The sequence below is a fragment of the Chryseobacterium sp. MYb7 genome (assembly GCF_002979455.1).
Lineage (GTDB): Bacteria > Bacteroidota > Bacteroidia > Flavobacteriales > Weeksellaceae > Chryseobacterium.
The window spans coordinates 58622-77849 of sequence record NZ_PCOU01000022.1 but is presented as its reverse complement, the minus strand read 5'-3'; the positions used below and the strand labels follow the sequence as shown (position 1 = coordinate 77849).

The 19228-nt window shown below is 36.6% G+C and carries 16 protein-coding genes; 7 read left to right on the top strand and 9 right to left on the bottom strand.

What is annotated here, in order from left to right:
* Positions 1–59: 59 nt before the first annotated feature.
* Both CQ046_RS16800 and CQ046_RS16795 read left to right on the top strand, forming a co-directional pair.
* On the top strand, positions 60–2429 hold the full coding sequence (locus CQ046_RS16800) for an outer membrane beta-barrel family protein (RefSeq protein WP_105703387.1): 2370 nt from the start codon (positions 60–62) through the stop codon (positions 2427–2429).
* Between the two features lie 106 nt (positions 2430–2535).
* Entirely contained in the window at positions 2536–4401 is a 1866-nt protein-coding gene (locus CQ046_RS16795) for a M1 family metallopeptidase (RefSeq protein WP_105703386.1), read from the top strand.
* A gap of 37 nt (positions 4402–4438) precedes the next feature.
* On the opposite strand, the gene CQ046_RS16790 is transcribed toward CQ046_RS16795, so the two are convergent.
* The 9 genes from CQ046_RS16790 to clpB form a co-directional block, all read right to left on the bottom strand.
* Entirely contained in the window at positions 4439–5848 is a 1410-nt protein-coding gene (locus CQ046_RS16790; RefSeq protein ID WP_105703385.1) for a phosphatase PAP2 family protein, read from the bottom strand.
* A gap of 109 nt (positions 5849–5957) precedes the next feature.
* On the bottom strand, positions 5958–6971 hold the full coding sequence (locus CQ046_RS16785) for a zinc metalloprotease (RefSeq protein ID WP_105703403.1): 1014 nt from the start codon (positions 6969–6971) through the stop codon (positions 5958–5960).
* Positions 6972–7283: 312 nt separating this feature from the next.
* Entirely contained in the window at positions 7284–8297 is a 1014-nt protein-coding gene (locus tag CQ046_RS16780; RefSeq protein WP_105703384.1) for a zinc metalloprotease, read from the bottom strand.
* A gap of 245 nt (positions 8298–8542) precedes the next feature.
* A complete protein-coding gene (locus CQ046_RS16775) occupies positions 8543–9184 on the bottom strand; it encodes a response regulator transcription factor (protein ID WP_105703383.1) in 642 nt (213 codons plus the stop codon).
* Entirely contained in the window at positions 9181–9912 is a 732-nt protein-coding gene (locus tag CQ046_RS16770; protein ID WP_228406983.1) for a sensor histidine kinase, read from the bottom strand. Before CQ046_RS16770 ends, CQ046_RS16775 begins: the two co-directional genes overlap by 4 nt.
* Before the next feature lie 32 nt (positions 9913–9944).
* Positions 9945–10592, bottom strand: coding sequence for a hypothetical protein (locus CQ046_RS23930; RefSeq protein WP_105703381.1), 648 nt, complete (start codon positions 10590–10592; stop codon positions 9945–9947).
* Between the two features lie 20 nt (positions 10593–10612).
* The gene (locus CQ046_RS16760; RefSeq protein WP_105703380.1) at positions 10613–11164 is read right to left on the bottom strand and encodes a hypothetical protein; all 552 of its coding nucleotides are present in this window, start codon (positions 11162–11164) and stop codon (positions 10613–10615) included.
* A 203-nt stretch (positions 11165–11367) separates the two neighbouring features.
* Entirely contained in the window at positions 11368–11520 is a 153-nt protein-coding gene (locus CQ046_RS23655) for a hypothetical protein (RefSeq protein WP_164976812.1), read from the bottom strand.
* A 138-nt stretch (positions 11521–11658) separates the two neighbouring features.
* The gene (gene clpB / locus CQ046_RS16755) at positions 11659–14253 is read right to left on the bottom strand and encodes an ATP-dependent chaperone ClpB (RefSeq protein WP_105703379.1); all 2595 of its coding nucleotides are present in this window, start codon (positions 14251–14253) and stop codon (positions 11659–11661) included.
* Between the two features lie 371 nt (positions 14254–14624).
* Here clpB and CQ046_RS16750 point away from each other — a divergent pair, with 371 nt between their 5' ends.
* The 5 genes from CQ046_RS16750 to paaB all read left to right on the top strand — a co-directional run bounded on the left by CQ046_RS16750 (position 14625) and on the right by paaB (position 19217).
* Positions 14625–15203, top strand: coding sequence for a TetR/AcrR family transcriptional regulator (locus CQ046_RS16750; protein WP_105703378.1), 579 nt, complete (start codon positions 14625–14627; stop codon positions 15201–15203).
* A 172-nt stretch (positions 15204–15375) separates the two neighbouring features.
* The gene (locus CQ046_RS16745) at positions 15376–16692 is read left to right on the top strand and encodes a phenylacetate--CoA ligase family protein (protein WP_105703377.1); all 1317 of its coding nucleotides are present in this window, start codon (positions 15376–15378) and stop codon (positions 16690–16692) included.
* Positions 16692–17777, top strand: coding sequence for a 2Fe-2S iron-sulfur cluster-binding protein (locus tag CQ046_RS16740; protein WP_105703376.1), 1086 nt, complete (start codon positions 16692–16694; stop codon positions 17775–17777). The genes CQ046_RS16745 and CQ046_RS16740 overlap by 1 nt, the downstream gene beginning before the upstream one ends.
* A gap of 107 nt (positions 17778–17884) precedes the next feature.
* Positions 17885–18823, top strand: coding sequence for a 1,2-phenylacetyl-CoA epoxidase subunit PaaA (paaA, locus tag CQ046_RS16735; protein WP_105684614.1), 939 nt, complete (start codon positions 17885–17887; stop codon positions 18821–18823).
* Positions 18824–18935: 112 nt separating this feature from the next.
* Positions 18936–19217, top strand: coding sequence for a 1,2-phenylacetyl-CoA epoxidase subunit PaaB (gene paaB, locus CQ046_RS16730; RefSeq protein ID WP_105703375.1), 282 nt, complete (start codon positions 18936–18938; stop codon positions 19215–19217).
* The last annotated feature ends 11 nt before the right edge of the window (positions 19218–19228 follow it).

The following is a 19228-nucleotide window of genomic DNA, read 5'->3' as shown; positions in this document are numbered from 1 at the left end:
AGAATTTTGTACCCGTAGAGCAGAACAATGGTTTTGTTCGTGAGGATAAAAAAATAGTCATGTATAAAATTCTTTTTCTTCTGTGTTTCCCAGTCTTGATTTTTGCTCAGCAGCAAAAAACTGAAGGAACAATTGTGAACAACGAAAATGAAAAGCTTTCATCATTGAAAGTGGAGGTGTATAATGCTCAGGATCAATTAATCAAAGAAATAAAAACAGATGATAACGGAACCTTTGTACTGGAGGATATTGCAGAACAGGAGGTAAAACTGGTTATTAAAAATCAGGGATATTCTTTATTTGAGAAAAAACTGAATTTGAATAAACCAGAACTATTAAATATCATTCTTAAAAAAGAGTCTCAGGAAATAGAAGGAGTGGTGATGACCAAACGCAAACCTTTGGTGAAAAGAAAAGTTGACCGTCTGGAATTTAATGTCGAAAACAGTAATATTTCATCACTCAATGCCTGGGAGATTCTAAAGAATACACCAAGTGTTACTGTCAATAATAGTGTGTTGAGTGTAAAGGGAAGCGCCGGAATTCTGGTGACTATTAATGATAAAAAAGTAATGTTGACAGGGGATGAGCTTAAAAATCTTCTTGAAAATACACAGGGAGATGAGGTGAAATCAGTAGAAGTGATTACCAATCCACCTGCAAAATATGAAGCCTCAGGAAGTGCAGTACTGAATATTGTTCTGAAAAAGAATAAAATAGAAGGTTACCGTGGAATTCTCTCATCAAAATATGTGCAGACACAATATGCGAAAGGCGTTTTCGGTCTTTCCCAATATTATAAAAAAAATAAACTTTCCGTTATGGGAAGTTATTATAGAGGGTTGGGAACGTACTACCGGGAAGGAACAGATTATGTAAACTATCCGGAAAGCCAAACCCGATGGGTAAGTACAATGAATAGGAAGGATAAGAACAATAACCAAAATACCCTGAATTTTAATGTGGAATATGAGCTGGACAGCTTGACCAACTTAAGCCTCAACTATTCAGGGTTTTTCTCTCCAAAATCCTTCGGAATCTATAATGTTCCTACGCTGATTTATAATGCACAAGATGCAATAGAATCTAATTATACCACAATCAATGATCACCGTTCGCGTTCCATCAACAATTCTGTGAGTTTTCAGATTGACCGGAAATTGAATAAGAAAAGCAGCCTTTCCTGGGTTAATTATTTTACCGGAAATAATGCTGATAAATACCAAAATGTGATCACCTATCTTAATTTTGCAGGGCAGCCTCCAAAAGAAGATAATTTCCTTACCCAGAATAAAGCGGATGTTCAGCTATATTCCACTCAATTCGATTATCAGTGGAAAGGGGATAAACTGGAGCTGGAATCCGGAGCAAAGTATAGTTTTGTAAAGACAAACAGTACACTTGATTTCTCTGATAACGAGAATGGAATATTGCAATATCGTCCTGAAAAGAGCAGCATTTTTGATTATAAAGAACACAATTTTGCCCTATATTCTTCATTAGCTTACAATATCGGAAAATGGAGCTTCAAAGGAGGCCTTCGTGCAGAAATGACAGATTTTAAAGGAATAGTTTCTGAACCTTATGAATTGAATAAAAGCAATTACTGGAAGTTTTTCCCCACTTTTTATGCACAATATACCACAGAAAACAAGCAGGAATTCGGATTTTCTTATGGGAAAAGAATCAGCAGACCATCTTATTCATGGTTGAATCCGGCAAAATCTTATTATAACCTGTTTTCCTATTATCAGGGAGATCCGAAATTAAAAGCAACCATTACCCATAACCTCAATTTTACTTATTCCTGGAAAGACTGGAATCTGGATTTTTATTACAGAAAAGAAATTTATCCTTCCATGGAAATCTCTTATCAGGAGCCGAGTACCAACAGCCTGATTTATTATTTTACCAATATCGAGAAAGGAGAAGCTTTCGGATTAAGCTTGTATAAAAACTTTCAGGTCAAGCCATGGTGGAATGTGATCTTATCTGAAAATCTTGAACACAACGAAAATTACTTCAAGGGAATAGATGGAATGCTGTATAAAAACCAGGTCTGGAACTGGGTTTCCAATATTTCCACCAGTTTTACCCTTGATAAAAACAGCGATTGGAAAATGGAAATGGGACACCGTTACTATTCTCCGGGAATACAGGGAACGTTCAGAATTTCCTCTCTCTGGTCTGCCTATTTTGTAATGAACAGAAAGTTCTTTAATAAAAAGCTGGATGCCAGTCTCATTTTTACCGATATTTTCAGAACTACAGGTCAGAAAGTGAGTACGAAATATGCAAACCAGGATAATTATTTTCTTGATTATACGGATGCCCAGGGTTTTACTTTTTCGTTGAAATTCAATTTTGGAAATCAATCTGTGAAAAATGCAAAAACAATCAAGAAAACTGCTGAGCAGGATAGACTGTAGAATAATATGGTAGAAAACCCATTACAATAAAATATTATTATAAAAGAAATGATCTCCTGATGTCACATTTTCGCTATTTTTGATACCTATCTTTAAAAAGATCGCTATGAAGAAAATTTTTTCCGGAATGCTGATGGTTGTTTCCTTGCTGCAATTATCTGCACAGGAACTGTATATGCCGAGGAATATCAAAAAAGCTTATGAAAGAGGAACGCGCGATATCTCTGGAGCGCCAGGTAAAAACTACTGGCAGAACAAGGGAGTATATAATGTAGATGTGAAAGTGGATGCCACTACAAAAACGGTTTCCGGAAAAGAAACAATTGTCTATACCAATAATAGTCCCGATAATCTGGATGAATTGGCTATACGATTTGTGAATAATCTTCATAAACCGCAGTCGCCAAGATCGGGATTCGTGTCTAAAGACTTTTTGTCATCAGGACTGAAGATTAAATCTTTCATTGTAAACGGTGATAAGTATGATATCAACAGTGACGACTGGAGTACTGTGGAAAAAGTAAAATTGAAATCAGCTTTAAAATCCAAATCAAAAGCTGAGGTTAAAATAGAATGGGAATATCCATTATCGGTACAGAGTGGAAGAGAAGGGCAGATTGATCCGGAAACATTCTATGTGGCGTATTCTTTTCCAAGAATTTCCGTGTATGATGATTACAACGGATGGGATATGCTTCAGCACTCAGACAGACAGGAATTCTACAATGACTTCAATGATTATAGTTTTGCCATCTCTGCACCTAAAAATTATGTAGTCTGGGCTACCGGAGATTTCCTGAACCCGGAAGCTGTCCTTCAGCCGGAATATTTAAAAAGATATAAAGCTTCATTAAAGAGCGATAAAGTAATGCACATCGCTACAGAGCAGGAAATGAAGTCCGGAAAAGTTACGCTGCAGAACAAGTGGAACGTTTGGAAATTTAAGGCCAGTCATATCACAGATTTCTGTTTTGCATTGAGCAACCATTATGTTTGGGATGCAGCAAGTGTTCAGTTGAAAACAAAAAGAGCAAGCGTTCAGGCAGGATATAAAAGCGGAGCGAAAGATTTTGAACATTATGTAGACTGGATGCGATATAACCTGGATTGGTTCTCAAAAAACTGGCCGGGCGTAGAATATCCTTATAATGTAATGACAGCTATTCAGGGGTATGCAGATATGGAATACCCAATGATGATCAATGACACCAGTATTCCTGATGATCTTCAAGATGCAAGATTGACTGCAGATCATGAAATTGCCCATACCTATTTCCCTTTTTATATGGGAATTAATGAAACGAGATATGCATTTATGGATGAAGGCTGGGCTACCACGCTTGAATATCTTATAGGAATTGATGAAAACGGAGAAGCTGCAGCTAAGGAATTTTATAAAAACTTCCGCGTTAAAAAATGGATTACTGATGCCTCCACAGAGCAGGATCAGCCGGTGATTACCATGAGTACACAGGTGAGCGGTGCCGGATATGGAAACAACTCTTATGTGAAAGCATCTTTGTCTTATCTGGCTCTGAAAGATTATTTAGGAGATGAACTGTTCAAAAAAGCATTACATCATTACATGGACAACTGGAATGGAAAACACCCTGTTCCATGGGATTATTTTAATTCTATGAATACAGGCTCAGGTAAAAACCTGAACTGGTTCTTCCAGAATTGGTTTTACACCAATAATTATATTGATTTAAAAGTAACAGGAGCATCTCAGATGAATGATATGCTTACTGTAAACGTTGCTAATGTAGGTGGATTTGCGATTCCGTTTGACGCTATATTAGCTTATGAAGACGGAACTACAGAGAAACTGCATTTCTCACCTTCAGTTTGGGAAAAAGATCAGAAACTGACGGACCTCGTTATTCCTATTAAGAAGAAAGTGAAAGCGGTACAGTTAGATGGAGACCTGTTTATGGATTATACTCCGGATGATAATCGTAAAACCTTATAAAAGTAAAAGCCTTCAGATTCTGAAGGCTTTTGTATTTTTAAAAATAGGCAGTTAATCTTAAGCCTAAAGTAATATAACTGATTTTTTCCTTAGCAATCATATTGTTAAGTTCCTGATCCAGCTCATCACCATCCTTAATCTCGTCACTGAAGTAATAACGGATGGTAGAATTGATTTGATTGTAATCCGTATAGAAAGTAAGACCTAATCCTGGATTGAATTTATAAGTCATAGAAGCTCCGGTATTCCATCGGAAAGCTGGTTTCGGTTTATATCTGGCTATTTGGAGCTCGTGGTTGGGAGCGTCTATATCGCTTCCTTTTACGAAAACTTTTCCGCTGGCAGTTGCCGCATAACCTCCTGTTACTTTTAGCATAAGCTGCCATTTATCAGAAAATTCATGGGAAAAATAAGGGCCGATACCTGCAGAAAGAAATCCCAGAGATTGTGTTTTGAGTTCATGATCACCAAAACTCGGTTCGTCATCAAAGGTTATTCTTTGAGATTTAATAGGAAAACTGCTGAAGGATACATCTGCACCTACACCCCATTTTTTCGAAAAGAAATAGGCGCCTTCCAATCCACCTTCAAAACCGATTTGCTTTTTGTCATCCAGTTCAGATTCCTTCAGGAAATTGGTGGTACCCAATGCGGTTCCCATTTTTAGAGCAAGAAAAGACGGATAGTCATTTCCTTGTATTCTGGATAAGAGACTCAAATTATCTCCTTTGTTCTTATAAATTTTATCAATAAAGAAATACCCGAGTTCTGTAGAAATAATCCCAATCCCAGCTCCAGCAAGTATGTCCGGAACCCAGTGTCTGTTATTTAAATTCCGTCCAAGTCCGGTAAGGGTAGCAGATCCATATCCTGCAATACTGTAGGCCGGGTTTACCATTCCATATTCCTTGTGTAGAAAGCTGGCATTGGTGAAAGCCATGGCAGCATGCCCTGATGGAAAAGAATTGTTCTTGGAGCCATCCGGACGCTCCACTTTTGCTGTATACTTTATAGAATTGACTAAAATTGCCATGATGGCTAAACTGGTACCGTAAGATAAAGTAGCTCTTCCCAGATTGTTTCTACCTTTTACACCTGCCAGCTTTAATCCATAAACAGCGGCTGCAGGAGCATACTGAAGATAATCATCATATTTCATTTTGAAATTGGGCAGATACCGGTTTCTTACCTCACGAATATTCTCTTTTTCTCCCCACGTTGCGGCGGCGGCTGTAAAAAGAATAGCAGGAGCTATAGATTTTTTTACCCATGGTTTTTTGAAAAAAGGAGTCTTCTCCTGAATGCTATAACCGGAATTGATGATCGCGAGATCTTCTTTAAGATTTCTGGTTGAGATTGTATCCGGTGTTTTAACCCGGATCATATCCTGTGCTTTAATACAGTATAAGTGCAATAGTATTCCTGATGCTAGTGCTATTTTTTTCATCGTAGTAGTGGTGCTAAATTAAATCATGTAAAAGTATAAAAAAAATCTATCCCAAATATTGAGATAGACTATTTTAAGATTTTTATAATATTCTGAATGAAGTTGTTAATTATCTTAATCCTGCTCTTGGCCCTGCTGCAGCTACTACTGCCTGCATTCTTGTTTTTTGGTTGGCAGAGAACATAACCATAGATTTGTCATCTACATAATCCATATAATTCATGAACATCTGAGAACGGCTTACTCCTCCACAAACTCTGTTTAGTGGGTATGTAGGATTTCCGTAGTTAGGGCCAGGAGAGGTAGGAGTATCATTAGAGTAATCTGTCTGGCATCCTGCATCAGATGATCCCCAAAGGTGAGGTAAATTTAGGTAGTGTCCTACTTCGTGAGTGACTGTTCTTCCTAAATTGAATGGTGCAGAAGCCCCGGTTTTTCCGATATACTGATATCCAATTACAAGACCATCATACCATTGTCCTGCATTTTCAGGATAATAAGCATAACCAAGAGTTCCTGCTTGGTTATTTTCATCAAGGATCGAGTTCACCACCCATATATTCATATTTTTATTTACATCAGTCGCGTCAATACCTCCTGTGCTAGCTTTTTTCATTTGCTCAAGATCAGATCTCCAACCTGTTTTTGAATTTTGCTTACGGTTGGTAGCTACCAGTTTGAAACGTATTTTTACGTCACCTGCGGCTACAGGTTGAAATGCTGAAGGAATTTTATTGATGTCAGAATTCGTAGCACCATAATCGGCATTCAGTACTGCGATTTGTTCTGCAATTCTTGCGTCAGAAACATTTTGAGCAGAAGTGTTATAGATTACGTTAAAAACAACTGGGATTTCAACAGTTCCGTCTGCCAGAACTTTTCCAAGTTTAAGATTCTCAGCGAAGTTTTGAGTACGTGCTTCAATCTCCTCTGCTTTTAATCGTAGTGCAGGATTTTTTTGTAACATTTGAGCCCTCAATACTTCAGAAGGACAGCTTCTTTTAAGAGCACTTCCTGTAGTAGGTGCCTGATCCGGAGGTGTTTCGTTTTGATTGGTTAAGCTGTCGGTGTTACATGCCGACATAAGGCCCAGAATTAGGGCTCCGAATAATAGTTTTTTCATATCTTTATAATATAATTTGGTTGTGGATATGAAATTATAATTATTTGAAGCCAATGTAAAGATGATTCGTGAAATTGGTATATTTTGCCTTGTTAATGTATTGTATTTTAATGTTAATTGTAATATGTTGATTTTTAATAAACTTCAAAAAAATATTTTTTATTCCACAATTAATCTTGTTGCTAATCAGAATTATTTGTTGTCTTAATTTTTGTAGGATATTTTTACGTTAAAATTGAATTGTAGTATCTATTATTAAAAAAAAATCTATCCCAAATTGAGATAGATTTAAATATTTAAATAGATATTGATTTATAAAACCCTCAATCCTGATCTTGCTCCAGAGGAAGCCGTTACAGACTGCATTTTTGTTTTTTGTCCTGCTGTAAACATATAGAGTGAACTGTCATTAGAATAATCCATGTAATTCATAAACATTACAGACCTTTTTACTCCATAGCAAGTATTATAAAGAGGGTAGGTTGGGTTTCCACTATTATAAGTTGTTTGAGTAGGTGTATCTGCAATTAAGTCATCACCACAATTGGTATCACCCCATATATGTCTAAGACCTAGATAATGCCCTACCTCATGAGTGGCAGTTCTTCCCAGATTGAATGCAGAAGAATCTCCTGTTTTCCCCATATAAGGAGCTGCAATTACGACACCATCTTTCCAGGTACCGGCATCTTCCGGGAAAGTGGCATATCCAAGAATGTCACCCAATGGATCCGGCATATATCCAACGATCCAGATGTTTAAATAATTGGTAGGATTAGTAGCATCAATACCTCCTGTAGAGGCTTTTTTCATGGTATTATTTGTACGGTCTGTTTTACTCCATGATGTTTTGGTAGTTGTTTTTCTTATGGTGTTGGTCAATTTGAATCTTACTTTTACATCACCAGCTTTTACCCCCTGAAATTCTGCGGGGATTTTTGAAACATCACTGTTTGTCCCACCATAGTCGGCATTTAAGATAGCAATCTGGTCGGCAATTTTTGCATCAGACACATTCTGTGCTGCGGTTTTATAGATTACATTTACAACAACTGGAATTTCAACAGTTCCATCTGCAAGAACTTTTCCTAAAGCAAGATTGTTAGCGAATTTTTTTGCATTAGCTTCAATTTCTTCTACCTTTTGTCTGAGTGCAGGATCTTTTTGTAACGCCTCTTGTCTCATTTCCTCAGATGGACAAATTCTTTTGGAGGCTAGTGAAGAAGTTTCCGGTTCAGCCTGTGTTTCATTTTGGTTTTGAATGTTGTCATTGTTACAAGCCGTCATTAACCCGAGCATAAGAGCTCCGAATAATAGTTTTTTCATATTGTTATAATTTGGTTGAGGATGTGAAATTATATTATTTGAAATTAATATGCAAATAATTCCGCAAATTAATTCCGGAATTATTACGAATTTTAAGCTTTGGTTGATTTTAATTCAATGTTATTCAGTGTATTTTGAATTTTAATCAATTTTTAAAAATATAATGATGTGTTTTGTTATTGTGTTATTTTTGATGAAAGTATTTTGTTTTAATTTATTTTTTAATGGATTTTTTAAAGATAAAATTAGTTTGCAAAACCATTTTTGATCGCAAAAACTGCCAGTCCTACGCGGGTCTTTAAATCCAGTTTGTCACAAAGCTGATCACGATAGCTTTCTACTGTCCTTGGGCTGCAGCACATTCTGTCCGCAATTTCTTTATAGCTTAGTTCTGTGACTGTATATTTCAGGAATTCTTTCTCCCTGTCAGAAATTCTTATGGCAATTTCAGTCTCTGTTTCCTTGTTAAGATTAGAGAAAATAATTTTTGAAGCCCAGTCCGGGTAAAAGAAGCCGTCACTGTTCAATCGGGTAAGTGCTGTTTCCAGATCTCTTGGGTGAGTGTTTTTTAAGAGATAACCTTTTGCTCCGCTTTTGATCATCTTAATCACACTGTTGTCATCGCCCTGCATACTGAGAGCCATCACCTTAATACCAGGATGATTTTTTGTAAGCCAGACTGCCGTTTCAAAGCCATCCATAATGGGCATACTGATATCCAAAAGAATAATATCCGGAACAGGGTTGCCCTCTTCAAGTTTTTGGATAAAATCTTTCCCGTTTTCGGCTACATAGATGACTTCAAATTCATTAAAGTTACCAATGATTCCTTCCAGTGCTTTCGCAATAAGTATATGGTCGTCAACAATTACAATAGATTTTTTCATGACTGTTTTTTTAAGATAATATTGAGTTGGGTCCCTGTATTTTCATGGCTTTCCATGTGAAAACTGGCTCCTATGATTTCAGCTCTGTTTTTCATATTCGTAAGGCCTATTCCGTTGGATTTGATGTGTGAAGTATCAAACCCGCTTCCGTCATCACGGATATTAAGTTCCCAAAGGATCTCATCAGAAGTATTCAGGCTGATGAAAATATTTTTACAACCGGAGTGTTTAATACTATTCTGAATAAATTCCTGAGTAATTCTGAGCAATACATTTTTATGAACAAAGCCCAAATCCAGTTGCTTAAAATTATGTTCAAAGCTTACATGACACTTTTTAAAGGAATTCGTATTGTCTACTTCTTCCTGTATTAAAGTTACAATTTCCTTTTGGTTGATATTGTCATCCGTTAATGTTTTTGACAGGCTCCTAAGATCCTGAAGAGACTGGTTGATGATCTGGGAAACCTGATCAATTCTTTCACTCGCTTCAGAAACTTTATTTTCGTAAAGCATTTGCTGTACATACAGACTTACGAGGGTAAGTTTCTGACCAATATTGTCATGAAGTTCCCGCCCGATTTGCTGCATGGTAGCTTGCTGAATTTCAAGTTGGGTAGATAGGAGCTCTCTCTGATGAAGTTCATTTTTCATTTCAATTTCAATCAAATATTCTCTTTTTCTCTGTCTGTAATTCCTGATATAGATAAATACGGCTATTACAAACATCAAAAAAAAGATGTTGAATGAAATAATAGTTATTAAGAGCTCTGTTTTCCCCATATAAATGAACTTGCAAATAATATATACATAATTGCTCCTGAAACCTGAAAATATATAAAATAAATGTCCCAAATATCTATATACTTCCACAGAAGGGAATTAAATGTCATAAATGGCTGATTGGCAATATAAAAAAGCGTTATTCCCAGATTGATATAAAACATTCTGTTTTTACTGAAATTGAGGATCTCAGATGAATTAACCTGTTTATAAAATTCCATAATGACAAGCCCCATTAAAAGTAAGCAGCCTACATTGTAATTAAAAGAAAAGATTATTTTCTTTTCCGGGAAGAAAAGTCCCCTGAGGATATATGTTAAGATATATATACCCGTCAGAATGTAAAATAGTTTTACTTTCTTCAGAGATTCTTTTGCATACAGCCAATAAAAAAATATAAACTGCAATGGTATTACAAAGTAGTTGTAAAAATTTATTCTGTCTATTTTAAGTGGTTTTTCTCCCCATTTCACTGCTGACTCACACAGAAAAATAAGAATGAGATAGATAGCCAGATATTTCCAGGGCTGTTTTTTTACACGGTTATAATAAATCAGGGAGATTATTGCGGCAAAGGCTTCACCCCAATACATAAATGATGCAAAAATTTTTTGAATCTCAGTCATGCTGCGTTTAAGAATGGTGATTAATAAGATGTGCCCAAAGGGGGAGCTGGTGGAATAAGTGTTCCACTGTTTTCTCCAAGGCCAGTGTCATCACTCTGAGGTCCTCCATCACCATCACCTGATGGAGTAAAATTACGCGCGTTTAATGCTAATTTTGAATTGTCTCCATTGGCTTGAAAAGTATTAAAATCAGAATCATAAGCCACTCCATTTTCACTTGTTTTTTTTACGGTTGGTATTAAAACTAGCGTGTGTTTTTCGGCGTATTCCTGAGGTACCGGGTGAGATGCCATGATATCCCAGTTTTCAGTTTTAGGATATGAAGCATAATAAAATCTGATTCCCAGATCTGCTTCTGAAGTAGCAGGATTTACTTTGGCTGCTTCTTCTTCAATTTTTGCAATAAAACTTTTTAATTTCGGAAGGTCAAACCAAATAGAATGAGCATCCTGAATTCCTAAAGCAGTGTTGATCGCACTTAGGTGGTTTTGACGGTAATTGTCGATCAGAGTCTGGATAAGACTGTTTGACATGATTCCAGGTTGTAGTGGATTGTTTGATTCTGTATTCATAGCTTAGTGGTTTACGGTAAAACTCAATTAATATGCAAATCTCGGAAAAAATATGCTAGAAAATGTATTCGCGAATTGGGAATTATACTGTTATTTTTACCGTGTTTTTACGGATTGTATGCAAAGTATAATAATTTGGAGATAAATCAAACACAGTTTTGCTCTAGAAAAAAGCGGAGAAAGTATATTTCTCCGCCTATTCTTTAAATACAAGGATATTTTTTCCAATCCCTGCAGACAAGTCCTGATGTACAACAAAGACCTTGAGGACAGCTCCAGTCCTCACCACACGCAATTGGGAATGGTTCAATTCCGCCATCAATTTTCTTTAATTCATTTCTTTTTAACTTTTTCATGTTGTTTTTGTTTAAGTTATTAGAGTAGTAAATATAATTATATTTCACTTAATAAGGATAAATTAGGTGAAAAAATAAGTGCTGCAGATTATTCTACAGCACTTATCCACAAAAATAATGTATATGAAAAAAACTATTTTATTGTTCAGTAGGTCTGAAAACCAAACCTGTTTCTACGAAGTAATCCAGAGTGATTCTATCTCCATCGTTTACATTTCCTGCAAGAATTTCTTTAGACAGTTTGTTTAATACCTCCTGTTGGATCACTCTTTTCAGTGGTCTTGCTCCGAAGGCAGGATCATATCCTTTATTCATCAGATAATCTACCGCATCCTGAGTGAAAGTCATGATAATGTTTCTTTTAGATAGCATTTCATTGAATCCTCTCAACTGGTACTGTACGATTTTTCCGATTTCTTTTTTTCTTAAAGGCTGGAACAGTACAATCTCATCAATTCTGTTCAGGAATTCCGGACGCAGCGTCTGTTTTAAAAGATCAAAAACTTCATCCTTTGTTTTATCCACAATTTCATCCTGATTTTCCTCTGTAAGATTTTCAAAATTTTCCTGAATCAGATGTGAGCCTAAATTCGAGGTCATGATGATGATTGAATTCTTGAAATTTACGACCCTACCTTTATTATCCGTCAGACGTCCATCATCCAGAACCTGAAGTAAAGTGTTGAAAACATCCGGATGTGCTTTTTCAATTTCGTCTAAAAGCACTACCGAATAAGGTCTTCTTCTAACCGCTTCAGTCAATTGTCCTCCCTCATCATAGCCTACATATCCAGGAGGCGCTCCTACCAATCTTGAAACACTGTGACGTTCCTGATATTCACTCATATCAATTCTGGTCATATTATTTTCATCATCGAATAAGAATTCTGCCAATGCTTTTGCCAGTTCGGTTTTACCCACTCCGGTTGTTCCCAGGAATAAGAATGATCCGATAGGTTTTTTATCATCACTCAATCCGGCTCTGTTTCTTCTGATCGCATCAGCAACCGCCTGAATCGCTTCATCCTGTCCTACCACTCTGTGGTGCAGCTCAGATTCAAGATTCAATAGTTTATCTCTTTCTGATTGCAATAATTTGGTTACAGGAATGCCTGTCCATTTACCAATCACTTCAGAAATATTTTCTGCGGTAACCTCTTCTTTGATCAGCTCATTCTGATGATTCTGCATTTCCAGTTCCATTTTGCTGAGCTCTTCTTCTTTCTCACGAAGTTTTCCATATTGGATCTCCGCTACTTTTGCATAATCTCCGGCTCTGGAAGCTCTTTCTGCTTCATGTTTCAGAGATTCAATATCTTTTTTGATCTGGGTAAGATCTTCACTTTTCTGTTTTTCTTTCAGCCATTTGGCATTGATCTCATTTCTTTGTTCAGAAATTTTGGCAATATCTTCTTTCAGATGATCAATTTTTGTCTGATTACCTTCTCTTGAGATGGCTGCCAGTTCAATTTCCAGCTGCATCAGTCTTCTGTCCAGAACATCAAGTTCTTCCGGTTTGGAATTGATTTCCATTCTCAGTTTTGCAGAAGCTTCATCAATAAGGTCAATCGCTTTATCCGGTAAGAAACGGTCTGAAATATATCTTTGAGACATTTCTACCGCGGCAATAATCGCCTCGTCTTTGATTCTTACTTTGTGATGCGCCTCATATTTATCTTTAATTCCACGAAGGATAGAAATTGCAGATTCAGTATCCGGTTCTTCCACCATTACTTTCTGGAAACGTCTTTCCAACGCTTTGTCTTTTTCAAAATACTTTTGGTATTCGTTCAAAGTAGTGGCACCAATAGCTCTTAATTCTCCTCTTGCCAAAGCTGGTTTTAAGATGTTGGCAGCATCCATAGCTCCTTCACCACCTCCGGCTCCTACCAACGTGTGGATTTCATCAATGAAAAGAATAATCTGTCCGTCAGACTTGATGACTTCATTCACAACAGATTTTAAACGCTCTTCAAACTCACCTTTATATTTTGCTCCGGCAATCAAAGCTCCCATATCCAATGAGAATAACGTTTTATCCATCAGGTTTTCAGGAACATCGCCGCTAATAATTCTGTGAGCGATTCCTTCCGCAATAGCTGTTTTACCTACACCTGGTTCCCCAATAAGGATAGGGTTGTTTTTGGTTCTTCTGGAAAGGATCTGTAAAACCCTTCTGATTTCTTCATCACGCCCGATTACCGGATCCAGCTTCCCTTCTGCTGCTAACTCGTTGAAGTTTTTAGCATATTTATTTAAGGATTGATAAGTTTCTTCCGAACTTGCAGAAGTAGCTTTGCTTCCTTTTCTTAATTCTTTGATAGCGCCTTCCAATAGATTTTTGGTTACACCCATATCTTTCAGCATTTTGGAAACTTCCGAACTGGTTTCCAAAAGAGATAGCCATAAGTGCTCAATCGTTACATATTCATCATCCATTTTCTTCGCGATATTGGGTGCATCCAGCAATACTTTGTTGGCTGATTGTGAAAGATAAATGTTTCCTCCCTGCACTTTTGGAAGCTTCTCTAAATTTTCACGGTTGCGCTCTCTTACTAAATTGGCATCTGCTTCAGATTTTTTTAATAAGAATGGCGATATATTTTCATCTACCTGGAAGATACCTTCAAGGAGATGTTGAGGTTCAATACTTTGGTTGCCCAGTTCCATAGCAACCTGTTGTGCTGCCTGGATGGCTTCCTGTGATTTTACAGTATATTGGTTTAAGTTCATATTTTATATATTTTTGGTAATGATTCGTTGAAAGTTTAGTTTTAAAAAAACATCAAGAAACTAAATTCTAAGGCTCAGTTTCTTAATGCCATCAATTATTTAATCATTTATTCGATGACTGTATCGCAAAAACTGTTCAATTATTAAATTTACAAAAAAATAGGACAAATTTTCCGGATATTGTATTTTTAACGGAAATTTAACTTGACAAAATTTCCGATTTCGTAATTATTTCTTTGAAATCCATGAACAAAAAGTCATAACAAGATAAAATTACTAAAGATTGAAACCGAGGATGATAAGTCTTTTCTCTTTTTATGGTCAAAAAATGAACAGTTTAATTCAGAATAATTACTTTTGCATTTTACCAAATGGAACTAAAAGAAAAACAGAGAAAAATATTAGACGTAGCAGTAGAACTTTTCAAAGAGAAGGGTTATATGGGAAGTTCTGTAAGAGACCTGGCTACGAAACTCAATATCAAAGCAGCATCATTGTACGCGCACATCCGTTCAAAGGAAGAAATTCTGGAATGGATTTGTTTTGGCATTGCTCAGGAGTTTTTCGATGAACTTCAGGAAGTGAAAAATACAGATATCGCTCCGAGAGAAAAACTGAATCTCTTATTGGATAAACACTTATCTGTTGTTCTTAAAAACCGCGACGTTACTCATATTTATTCCAATGAATGGAAGCATCTTGAAGAAAGACTTCCTGAGTTTGTAGAATTAAGAAAAAACTATCAGCAAGAAGTTGAAGAATTGATTTCCGAGATCTACAAAGCTGAAAATTGGGAGCTGAAATCGCCATCATTTACCACAAGATTTATCCTTCATACTTTAAATAATTCCTATTTCTGGTTCAAAAGAAGCAGTGATTCTACCGATGAAATTACGGATGAAATCAGAGACAAGATTCTTTTTGGCCTGCTGGGAAACCAACATTCATAAACCTTTATCAAAGAAAATCATTAATACATTTTACTTTGTACTTTGTACAAAAAAAGCATTTTAGCTTTTATCTCGTTATTTAGAATCATTCAAAATATGACAAAAGTCATAAAAATTTTGTCAGCTTGCAAAATCTTTTTAAATTTACACCTAACAAATGTTAGTTAGTTTTATGGATTTTTCAGTTGAATATCTGGAGCTGGGTCAGTTGAGACAGCTTCAATCCGACCGGTTGATCAGCCTGATCAGCTATTTGGGAGAGAAGTCGGAATTTTATAAAAAGAAATTTGATGAATTGCAAGTATCTCCACAGGATATAAGGTCGATTGAGGATATCGCTAAACTTCCTATTACTTACAAACAAGATTTAAGAGATAACTATCCGTTCGGGTTATTTACCGTTCCTAAAAGTGAGCTTCAGCGTATTCACTGCTCAAGTGGAACCACGGGAAAACCAACTGTGGTAGGATATACCAAAGAAGATGTAGATCTTTTCAGTGAAGTGGTGGCAAGATCTTTACATGCAGCAGGTGCAAGACCTGGAATGCAGTTGCACAATGCCTATGGTTACGGAATTTTTACGGGAGGTTTAGGACTGCATTACGGAGCTGAAATGTTAGGCATGAGCGTTCTTCCTATTTCAGGAGGGATGACGGCAAGACAGGTAGACCTGATTGTAGATTTTAAACCGGAAGTGATTTGCTGCTCACCTTCATACGCTTTAACGATTGCGGATGAGTTTGCAAAAAGAGGAATTTCTGCAGAGGACATCAGCCTAAAATATGCAGTATTAGGTTCAGAGCCATGGACAGAAATTATCAGAGGACACATTGAAGAAAAATTAGGTGTTCATGCAACCAATATTTATGGTTTAAGTGAAATTATCGGACCAGGAGTTTCCATGGAAGATTTCGAAGAGAAGGGTGGAGCTTATATCTGGGAAGATCATTTTTATCCTGAAATTTTAGATCCCATTACCAAGCAGCCGGTTCCTTTTGGGGAAGAAGGTGTATTGGTGATTACCACTTTAACGAAAAAAGCGATGCCGCTTTTACGTTATTGGACCAATGATATTACAAGTCTTTATTATGATGAAAATGCCAAAAGAACCATGGTGAAAATGAAACCCATCGTTGGAAGAGCAGATGATATGCTGATCGTAAGAGGAGTAAACGTATACCCAAGCCAGATTGAAGAAGCTTTTTCTTATGTAAGGGGAGTGGTTCCTAACTACTATCTGACCCCTGTAGAGAAAGAACAGATGTGTATTGCTTTGGATATTGATGTTGAAATAGACGATGAATTGGTAAAATCTCAGAAAATAGAATCAAATACCGATGATTATTTTAATTTTGTCGGGAACTTTGGAAAAAATATAGAAAACGAAATAAAAAAGAGGGTAGGAATTACTACGAAAGTAAAAGTTCATGCTCAGGACAGCCTGCCGAAGTGCGAAGGTGGAAAAATTAATAGAATACTAAAAAAATAATGAATTCATTTTATAAACTTAAAACAGTTAAGGTTCAGAAAGATACTTCCGAAGCAGTAAATGTAGCGGTAGAAATCCCTGAAGAACTGAAAGATAAGTTCAGGTTCAAACAAGGGCAGTATCTGAATTTCCGAATGATGATCAACGGAAATGAAGAAAGACGTTCTTACTCTATCTGCAACGCTCCAAGTGAAAAAGGCAATACGCTGGAAGTATTGGTGAAATTGCTTGAAGGCGGAAAAGTATCAGGCTATTTCAATGAACACCTTCACATGGATGAAGTGCTGGAAGTAATGCCTCCAATGGGTGGTTTCAATACTTCATATCACCCGACAAACGTAAAAACTTACGTTGGTCTGGCTGCAGGAAGCGGAATTTCCCCTGTTTTATCCAATATTAAAGAAAGCCTTTATCAGGAACCGAATTCAAACGCTTATTTGTTCTACAGCAACAGAAGCATGAATCATGTGATGAAAAAAGGTGAGATCGATAAATTGGTGGAGTCTTTTAATGGCAGATTGAAAGTGGTTTATTTAGTAAGCCGTGAAAAACACGAAGATCCAATTTTTGAAGGAAGAATTTCTCCTGAAAAACTAGATTTACTGTTTGAAAGATATACAGATATCGATGTAAAAGAAGCAACCTATTTCATTTGCGGACCTTCGGAAATGATTAAGGGGATTGCAGACTATCTGAAGAAAGATAAAAAAGTACCTGCTATTCAGGTTTTATTTGAATATTTCACCGCTCCGGATGAAGAAAATACGGAGGAAATGAGTGATGAATTCAAGGCAATTGCCAATATTGAAAGTATGGTAACGGTAATCATTGATGATGATGAATATTCGTTCCACCTTAATTCTAAAAAAGAGAGTATCTTAGATAAAGCATTGAAAGATCAGCTTCCGGTTCCTTTCGCATGTAAAGGAGGCGTTTGCTGTACGTGTAAGGCGCAGGTTCTGGAAGGAGAAGTTTTCATGGAGAAAAACTATGCGCTTACCGAAGAAGAAGTAGCCAGAGGCTTCGTTCTTACCTGCCAATGTCACCCTACAACCAATGTGGTGATGCTTAATTATGATGTGTAAGACAATTTGAAAATGAGAAAATATGCTAATTTGAAAATGCCATTATCGTGTTTAAAATTTCCAAATTCTCAAACTCTCAAATTATTTAATTTTCAAATTCAAAAAAGATGGACTTAGAAAAATTTGTTCAATACGTTCACGAAGAAAATAAAGTAGAGCCAAAAGATGTAATGCCGGATGATTACAGAAAATTATTGGTTCGTCAGATTTCACAGCACGCTCATTCCGAGATTGTAGGAATGCTGCCGGAAGCGAACTGGATTTCCAGAGCGCCTTCATTGAGAAGAAAAATGGCTCTTTTAGCAAAAGTTCAGGATGAAGCAGGTCACGGCCTATATCTTTATTCTGCCACTGAAACTTTAGGAGACGGAAGCATCAGAGCAGACAGAGATGCTACTTATGACGATATGCTGGAAGGAAAAGCAAAATATTCAAGTATTTTCAACTATCCTACCTTAAGTTGGGCCGATATCGGTGCAATCGGTTGGTTGGTAGATGGTGCTGCCATTATGAACCAGGTAATGCTGATGGGGAATTCTTATGGTCCTTATTCAAGAGCGATGGTAAAGATCTGTAAAGAAGAATCTTTCCACCAAAGACAAGGCTACGAAATTCTGATGGCATTGTGCCGTGGTACAAAACAACAGAAAGAAATGGCTCAGGCTTCATTGAACCGTTTCTGGTGGCCGGCTCTAATGATGTTCGGACCTAATGATGACAGCTCGCCAAACTCTAAAATCTCTATGAACTACAGAGTGAAAAGAGAAAGTAATGATAACCTTCGTCAGAGATTTATCGATGTTACAGTTTCTCAGGCTGAATTCTTAGGATTAACCATTCCGGATAAAGATTTAAAATGGAATGAGGAAAGACAGCATTATGATTTCGGAGAACTTCCTTGGGATGAATTCATGGAAATTTTAAAAGGAAACGGACCTTGCAACAAAAAGCGTATCGAAACCAAGAGAAAAGCACAAAGAGAAAATTCTTGGGTAAAAGAAGCTGCTGCAGCTTTTGCAGAAAAACAACAAAAAGAAGTAATATAATAATGTAACAATATACCAATGTAAAAATGTAACAATCATTGTCGTGCTGAGCTTGTCGAAGCATCTCATTGTTAAACTGGTACACTGATACATTGTTAAATTAATTTTAATTATGGCAAATTTAGATATATGGGAAGTGTTTATTCAAACTAAACCGGGATTATCTCATAAACACGTTGGAGTTGTACAGGCGCCAACAGCAGAAATGGCTTTGCAGAATGCAAGAGACGTCTATACAAGAAGAAAAGAAGGAACTTCTGTTTGGGTAGTTCCAAGTAAATATATTGTGACTTCAGAAGGGGTGGATAAAGAAGCATTCTTCGATCCGGCTGATGATAAACTTTACCGTCACCCAACGTTCTACGATATTCCAAACGACGTAAAAAATATGTAAAATAGCTAATG

Bases quoted from the DNA above. Each gene is read 5' to 3' on its own strand.
- CQ046_RS16800 (WP_105703387.1), top strand. From the start codon at position 60: ATGTATAAAATTCTTTTTCTTCTGTGTTTCCCAGTCTTGATTTTTGCT.
- CQ046_RS16795 (WP_105703386.1), top strand. From the start codon at position 2,536: ATGAAGAAAATTTTTTCCGGAATGCTGATGGTTGTTTCCTTGCTGCAA.
- CQ046_RS16790 (WP_105703385.1), bottom strand. From the start codon at position 5,848: ATGAAAAAAATAGCACTAGCATCAGGAATACTATTGCACTTATACTGT.
- CQ046_RS16785 (WP_105703403.1), bottom strand. From the start codon at position 6,971: ATGAAAAAACTATTATTCGGAGCCCTAATTCTGGGCCTTATGTCGGCA.
- CQ046_RS16780 (WP_105703384.1), bottom strand. From the start codon at position 8,297: ATGAAAAAACTATTATTCGGAGCTCTTATGCTCGGGTTAATGACGGCT.
- CQ046_RS16775 (WP_105703383.1), bottom strand. From the start codon at position 9,184: ATGAAAAAATCTATTGTAATTGTTGACGACCATATACTTATTGCGAAA.
- CQ046_RS16770 (WP_228406983.1), bottom strand. From the start codon at position 9,912: ATGTTTGTAATAGCCGTATTTATCTATATCAGGAATTACAGACAGAGA.
- CQ046_RS23930 (WP_105703381.1), bottom strand. From the start codon at position 10,592: ATGACTGAGATTCAAAAAATTTTTGCATCATTTATGTATTGGGGTGAA.
- CQ046_RS16760 (WP_105703380.1), bottom strand. From the start codon at position 11,164: ATGAATACAGAATCAAACAATCCACTACAACCTGGAATCATGTCAAAC.
- CQ046_RS23655 (WP_164976812.1), bottom strand. From the start codon at position 11,520: ATGAAAAAGTTAAAAAGAAATGAATTAAAGAAAATTGATGGCGGAATT.
- clpB (WP_105703379.1), bottom strand. From the start codon at position 14,253: ATGAACTTAAACCAATATACTGTAAAATCACAGGAAGCCATCCAGGCA.
- CQ046_RS16750 (WP_105703378.1), top strand. From the start codon at position 14,625: ATGGAACTAAAAGAAAAACAGAGAAAAATATTAGACGTAGCAGTAGAA.
- CQ046_RS16745 (WP_105703377.1), top strand. From the start codon at position 15,376: ATGGATTTTTCAGTTGAATATCTGGAGCTGGGTCAGTTGAGACAGCTT.
- CQ046_RS16740 (WP_105703376.1), top strand. From the start codon at position 16,692: ATGAATTCATTTTATAAACTTAAAACAGTTAAGGTTCAGAAAGATACT.
- paaA (WP_105684614.1), top strand. From the start codon at position 17,885: ATGGACTTAGAAAAATTTGTTCAATACGTTCACGAAGAAAATAAAGTA.
- paaB (WP_105703375.1), top strand. From the start codon at position 18,936: ATGGCAAATTTAGATATATGGGAAGTGTTTATTCAAACTAAACCGGGA.